Consider the following 5,483-nt stretch of genomic DNA (forward strand, 5'->3'; position numbering starts at 1 on the left):
TGGAGGCACGCTTCGCGTTGCGCTTGACCGCCCGTCTCGAAGTTGGCGCCCAATCGCTGCCACACGACATTGGCGAGCGATTGCGTGTGGCACGCATGCAGGCGCTGGCGCAAGCTCGCCATCATCAAGCTGTCGCGAACAAACGCCCGCAGGCCGAGGCGGCACCAGGCATCTCGATCGTCGGCATTGATGCACGCACCGGCACGGCGACCCTCGGACGCATGGGCGGTCCGGGTGAATCGGTCTGGTGGAGCCGTCTGGGATGGCTGGTGCCGACACTGGTGCTGGCGCTTGGTCTGGCAGGTCTCGGTGAATGGGAGTCCCGGGAGCAGATCTCGCGTGCAGCACAGATCGACACGGAGCTTCTGGGCGATGACCTCCCTCCAGCAGCCTATCTGGATGAGGGGTTCAGCGAATTCCTGCGCCAACCGCCCGAAGCATCGGTGTCGACCATGGCACCGGCGGAAGCAACCTCCGGCCTGCTCGCATCTGCGGGGAGCTGATTCCATGGTGTTTCAAACGGTGCGGGCGCAGTCCGGAACGAGCTGGAGGCTGGCCGCCCTGGCACTGGCGTTCTCGATGCAGGTCACCGCACAGAGTCTGCCTGCAGGTCCGTCGGGGCCATCGTGGGTGGAACTCAGCGCCAGCGAACATCAGGCGCTTCAGCCACTGCAGAGCCAGTGGAACGGGATCGACAGCCTGCGCAAGCAGAAGTGGCGGGATGTCGCCAACCGCTACGCCAGTCTCCCGGTTGTGCAGCAGGAACGCCTGCACGAGCGCATGGTCGAATGGGCCACCATGAGTCCGGCACAACGCAATGCGGCGCGCATCAATTTCGAAGAACTCCGCAAGGTACCCGCCACCGAGCGCCAGACACGCTGGGAAGCGTACCAGAGCTTGCCTGCGGAGGAACGCCAGGCACTGGTCACCCAGGCTGGCAACCGACCACTCGCCGCGTCGGCGGCGCAGATCTCTGCGGCCGCACGCAAGACCTTGGCAGCAGGCAGCGTACAGCCCCAATCGAATACCGGGGTCACACCCCAGGCGGTGAAACCGCTGTCAGTCGCACCCGGTACCGTTCAAGCCGGTGTCGGTGCCAGCACCCGGCCCATCAGCAAGCTGCCCACCCCGCCACGCCACCAACAGAGCGGCATGCCCAAGATCTCCGGCACACCGGAGTTCATCCAAAGCGAAACCCTGCTGCCCCAGCGCGGTCCGCAAGGTGCAGGCGCAACGCCCGCCACACGACCCGACACTCCCTGACCCCGCAAGATGTCCTGATGGCTTCCCAGACTGCTCTGCCCTACACCCCCGAAAATGCCGATCCAGCCACGCTGCCCACGCCCGGGTTGCGCAGGCGACTCGCGGCAATGCTCTATGAAGGGGTGGTTCTGTTCGGTGTACTGATGGTTTGCGGCCTGCTGTTTTCGACCCTCACCAACCAACGCCATGCACTGCAGGGACGGGTGGAACTGCAGGGCTTCCTGTTCGGGATGCTCGGCCTGTATTTCGCATGGTTCTGGACCCACAGTGGTCAGACCGTCGCCATGAAAACCTGGCATGTCCGGATCGTGCGGAGAGACGGACATCCACTGAGCTGGCTGAATGCACTGGCCCGCTACGTCATGAGCTGGCTGTGGTTTCTGCCCGCACTGGGGGTAGCAGCCACCTTGAAGCTCCACAGCTCCGGCGCATACGCACTGTCCCTGCTGGCAGGTGTGATCGTCTACGCCGCCTTGACGCGGTGGCTGCCAGACCGCCAGTTTCTGCACGACCGCCTCTGCCAGACACGACTTGTCACTTGGCGCCCAGCGCCACGGCGCCGCTGAGCAGCGGCCAGACACAGGCGTTGGCGCTGGCACAATCCGCGCCACCATGTCCAATCCCCACAAGGGCCGCACCGGCCTAGACCGCATCCGCCACGCCGCAGGCTACTCGCTCGAAGGTCTTGGTAGCGCCTACCGTGGTGAAAGCGCTTTTCGCCAGGAAACCTGGCTTGCCGCGATCCTGCTCCCGCTGGCTTTCTGGCTGGGTCGAACCTGGATCGAGACCGCATTGCTCGCAGGCAGCGTGGTGATGGTGCTCATTGTCGAACTGCTCAATTCAGCCGTGGAAGCCACGGTCGACCGGATTTCGTTCGAGCTGCATGAACTCGCCAAGCGGGCCAAGGATTTCGGCAGCGCCGCAGTCTTCCTCGCACTGGCGATGACCGGCACCATCTGGGCAGCCGCCCTGTGGCACCGGTTCACGGCCTGAACGGGATCAGACCGCCGCTTCGTCAGTTTCGCCGGTGCGGATGCGGATGACCTGCTCCACTGGCGTCACGAAGATCTTGCCGTCGCCGATCTTGCCGGTCTTGGCCGCCTTGACGATGGCCTCCAGACAACGGTCGACGTCCACCGTTTTCACGACGACCTCGATCTTCACCTTCGGCAGGAAGTCGACCACATACTCGGCGCCGCGGTACAGCTCGGTATGGCCCTTCTGGCGGCCGAATCCCTTGACTTCAGTGACGGTCAGGCCAGTGACCCCCACTTCGGCAAGGGCCTCGCGGACCTCTTCGAGCTTGAAAGGCTTGATGATGGCGGTGATCTGTTTCATGCGCGTGCTCCGGGGGCGTTGCGGGTCAAGTTGCGAATCAATTTAACACCAGTTCGCGGTCGCCTCACTTGAGGGCCTTGTAGCGGAAGCGCTTCGGACGTGCACCCTCTTCGCCCAGGCGGCGCTTCTTGTCGGCCTCGTACTCCTGGTAGTTGCCGTCGAAGAAGACCCACTGCGAATCGCCTTCAGCCGCCAGGATGTGCGTGCAGATGCGGTCCAGGAACCAGCGATCGTGAGAGATCACCATGGCCGAGCCAGCGAACTCCAGCAGCGCCTCTTCCAGCGCGCGCAGGGTTTCGACGTCCAGATCGTTCGACGGTTCGTCCAGCATCAGCACGTTGCCGCCCTGTGCCAGCGTCTTGGCCAGGTGCAGACGGCCACGTTCACCGCCCGACAGGCTGCCGACCAGCTTCTGCTGGTCATTGCCCTTGAAGTTGAAGCGGCCGATGTAGGCGCGGCTGGGCATCACGAACTTGCCGACCACGATGTTGTCCAGACCGCCGGAGACGTCCTGCCACACCGTCTTGGTGTCGTCCAGGCTCTGGCGGCTCTGGTCCACGAAGGCCAGGCGCGCGGTCTTGCCGATCTTGACATCGCCGGTGTCCGGCTTCTCGACGCCCTGGATCAGGCGGAACAGCGTCGATTTGCCGGCGCCGTTCGGGCCGATGATGCCGACGATGGCCCCTGCCGGCACCTTGAAGCTCAGGTTGTCGATCAGCACGCGGTCGCCGAAGCTCTTGGTGACGCCCTCGAACTCGATCACTTCGTTGCCCAGACGCTCGGCCACCGGGATGAAGATCTCGTTGGTCTCGTTGCGCTTCTGGTAGTCGACGTCGCTCAGTTCCTCGAAGCGGGCCAGACGCGCCTTGCTCTTGGCCTGGCGGCCCTTGGCATTCTTGCGCACCCATTCCAGCTCGATCTTCATCGCGCGGGCACGGGCGTCTTCGGTCTTCTGCTCCTGCTCCAGGCGCTTGCCCTTGCCTTCCAGCCAATCGGAGTAGTTGCCCTTGTACGGGAAGCCCTGGCCCCGGTCGAGTTCCAGGATCCACTCGGCCGCGTTGTCGAGGAAGTAGCGATCGTGGGTGATGGCCACCACGGTGCCCGAGAAGCGCTGCAGGAAGTGCTCCAGCCACTCGACCGACTCGGCATCCAAGTGGTTGGTGGGCTCGTCGAGCAGCAGCATGTCCGGTTTGGACAGCAGCAGGCGGCACAGGGCCACACGGCGCTTTTCACCGCCCGACAGGTTGCCGATCACGGCATCCCACGGCGACAGTCGCAGCGCGTCGGCCGCGATTTCCAGCTGCAGATCGGTGTTCTCGCTGCCGGCGGCGGCGATGATCGCCTCCAGCTCGGCCTGCTCGGCAGCCAGCGCGTCGAAATCGGCGTTCTCGTCGGCGTAGGCGGTATAGACCTCGTCGAGGCGCTTCTTGGCCGCGATCACGCCGCCGATGCCTTCCTCGACCGCCTCGCGCACGGTCTGGTCCGGGTTGAGCTGCGGTTCCTGCGGCAGATACCCGATCTTCAGACCGGGCATCGGGGTGGCTTCACCTTCGATGTCCTTGTCGATGCCGGCCATGATCTTCAGCAGCGTCGACTTGCCCGAGCCGTTCAGACCGAGCACGCCGATCTTGGCTCCCGGGAAGAAGGACAGCGAGATGCCCTTGAGGATCTGCCGCTTGGGCGGCACGATCTTGCCGACGCGGTTCATCGTGAAAACGTACTGGGCCATGGAGTTCTTGGTGGGTTGTCTGTTGCCAATCTTCTATTGTCGCCGCAAGCGTGCAGATGCGGTACAGCGAAGCCGCTGCAAGCCAGCCGACGAACGGCCCGCTGCGGCCGACCAACGGCAGCCAGCCCGCGTGACGGGACCACACAGGGCGCCTAGCATCGGTCACTCTTTCATTTTTGCGCGATTCCCCGGTCGCCTGCCGACATGGCCCTGCCCGCATCCGCTTCTGCTTCTGCTTCTGCTGCCAGTTGGCACACCGCGCGTGCGCGTGGCTTCACGCTCCTGGAGGTGATGGTGGTCGTGGCCATCATCGGCATCCTGGCGGCCATCGCCCTGCCGGCGTACAGCGACTACCTCCGCCGTGGCGAGCTGCCGGAAGCCTTCAGCACCCTGTCGAGCCAGCGTGTGGCCATGGAGCAGTACTACCAGGACAACCGCCAATACGGCACCAACACCTGTGCCGAAGGCAAGATCAGTTTCTCGGACATGCCGACCAGCGGAGCCAAGTTCAGCTATGCCTGCAAGCTCAGCGGCACCAATGGCAACCAGGCCTACACGCTCACCGCCACCGGCACCAGCCCGCACACCCAAGGCCATGAGTACACACTCAACGAAGCGGGTGAGCAGGGCACCACCCGCTTCAAGGGCGACGTGGTCAGCAAGACCTGCTGGCTCAAGCGCGGCTCGGAGTGCTGAGCATGGAGGTGACGATGGCGCCCCCACGGAGCACGGGTGGCTTCACGCTGATCGAGCTGATGGTGACGCTGGCCGTGCTGGCCACGCTGCTGCTGGCGGTCACTCCAATGGTGCGCGACTGGATGCTGGACATCCAGATCCGCAATGCGGCCGAGTCGATCAGCAGCGGCCTGAGCCGCGCCCGGGCACTCGCGGTGCAGCGCAACGAACCGGTCATGTTCTCCCTCGTCTCCAATGCCGCGCAGCCGGGCACGCTGGACAATTCCTGCGCCCTGTCGGCCACCTCGGCGTCGTGGGTCGTGAGTCTGGACAACCCGGCAGGCCAGTGCGGCCAGCCACTGGGCACCACGACCGGCACGCGGTTGATGGAGCGCCATGCCCGCGGCGACGGCTCGGCCGGTGTCCAGGTGGAAGTGCGCGACGCCAGCTGCAGGAACACCACCAGTTTGACCCAGGT

General features: G+C 64.7%; 8 protein-coding genes. 6 read left to right on the forward strand and 2 right to left on the reverse strand.

Annotation, left to right across the window (positions count from 1 at the left end; all coding sequences use genetic code 11):
* The 4 genes from AB3X43_RS16560 to AB3X43_RS16575 form a co-directional block, all read left to right on the forward strand.
* The coding region (locus tag AB3X43_RS16560; protein WP_369430964.1) for a DUF3619 family protein at positions 1-503 on the forward strand (503 nt) is incomplete at its 5' end.
* Between the two features lie 127 nt (positions 504-630).
* Positions 631-1,263, forward strand: coding sequence for a DUF3106 domain-containing protein (locus tag AB3X43_RS16565; RefSeq protein ID WP_369430965.1), 633 nt, complete (start codon positions 631-633; stop codon positions 1,261-1,263).
* Between the two features lie 17 nt (positions 1,264-1,280).
* On the forward strand, positions 1,281-1,829 hold the full coding sequence (locus tag AB3X43_RS16570) for an RDD family protein (RefSeq protein WP_369430966.1): 549 nt from the start codon (positions 1,281-1,283) through the stop codon (positions 1,827-1,829).
* A 46-nt stretch (positions 1,830-1,875) separates the two neighbouring features.
* Complete coding sequence (locus tag AB3X43_RS16575) at positions 1,876-2,256, forward strand: diacylglycerol kinase (RefSeq protein WP_369430967.1); 381 nt, start codon at positions 1,876-1,878, stop codon at positions 2,254-2,256.
* Between the two features lie 6 nt (positions 2,257-2,262).
* Here AB3X43_RS16575 and AB3X43_RS16580 read toward each other — a convergent pair whose 3' ends face one another.
* Positions 2,263-2,601, reverse strand: a complete 339-nt coding sequence (locus AB3X43_RS16580) for a P-II family nitrogen regulator (protein WP_179635022.1) — start codon at positions 2,599-2,601, stop codon at positions 2,263-2,265.
* Between the two features lie 64 nt (positions 2,602-2,665).
* Complete coding sequence (ettA, locus tag AB3X43_RS16585; protein WP_369430968.1) at positions 2,666-4,330, reverse strand: energy-dependent translational throttle protein EttA; 1,665 nt, start codon at positions 4,328-4,330, stop codon at positions 2,666-2,668.
* A gap of 204 nt (positions 4,331-4,534) precedes the next feature.
* On the opposite strand from ettA, the gene AB3X43_RS16590 reads away from it, so the two are divergent.
* Complete coding sequence (locus AB3X43_RS16590) at positions 4,535-5,026, forward strand: type IV pilin protein (RefSeq protein ID WP_369430969.1); 492 nt, start codon at positions 4,535-4,537, stop codon at positions 5,024-5,026.
* Between the two features lie 14 nt (positions 5,027-5,040).
* Positions 5,041-5,483 (forward strand): pilus assembly FimT family protein (locus tag AB3X43_RS16595; RefSeq protein WP_369430970.1); only part of this gene is annotated, 443 nt, incomplete at its 3' end.

Origin of the sequence: Sphaerotilus sp. (assembly GCF_041083715.1) — a bacterium.
Lineage (GTDB): Bacteria > Pseudomonadota > Gammaproteobacteria > Burkholderiales > Burkholderiaceae_C > Sphaerotilus.

Coding starts and splice junctions, on each gene's coding strand:
- AB3X43_RS16580 (WP_179635022.1), bottom strand. CDS start 2,601: ATGAAACAGATCACCGCCATCATCAAGCCTTTCAAGCTCGAAGAGGTC.
- ettA (WP_369430968.1), bottom strand. CDS start 4,330: ATGGCCCAGTACGTTTTCACGATGAACCGCGTCGGCAAGATCGTGCCG.
- AB3X43_RS16570 (WP_369430966.1), top strand. CDS start 1,281: ATGGCTTCCCAGACTGCTCTGCCCTACACCCCCGAAAATGCCGATCCA.
- AB3X43_RS16575 (WP_369430967.1), top strand. CDS start 1,876: ATGTCCAATCCCCACAAGGGCCGCACCGGCCTAGACCGCATCCGCCAC.
- AB3X43_RS16590 (WP_369430969.1), top strand. CDS start 4,535: ATGGCCCTGCCCGCATCCGCTTCTGCTTCTGCTTCTGCTGCCAGTTGG.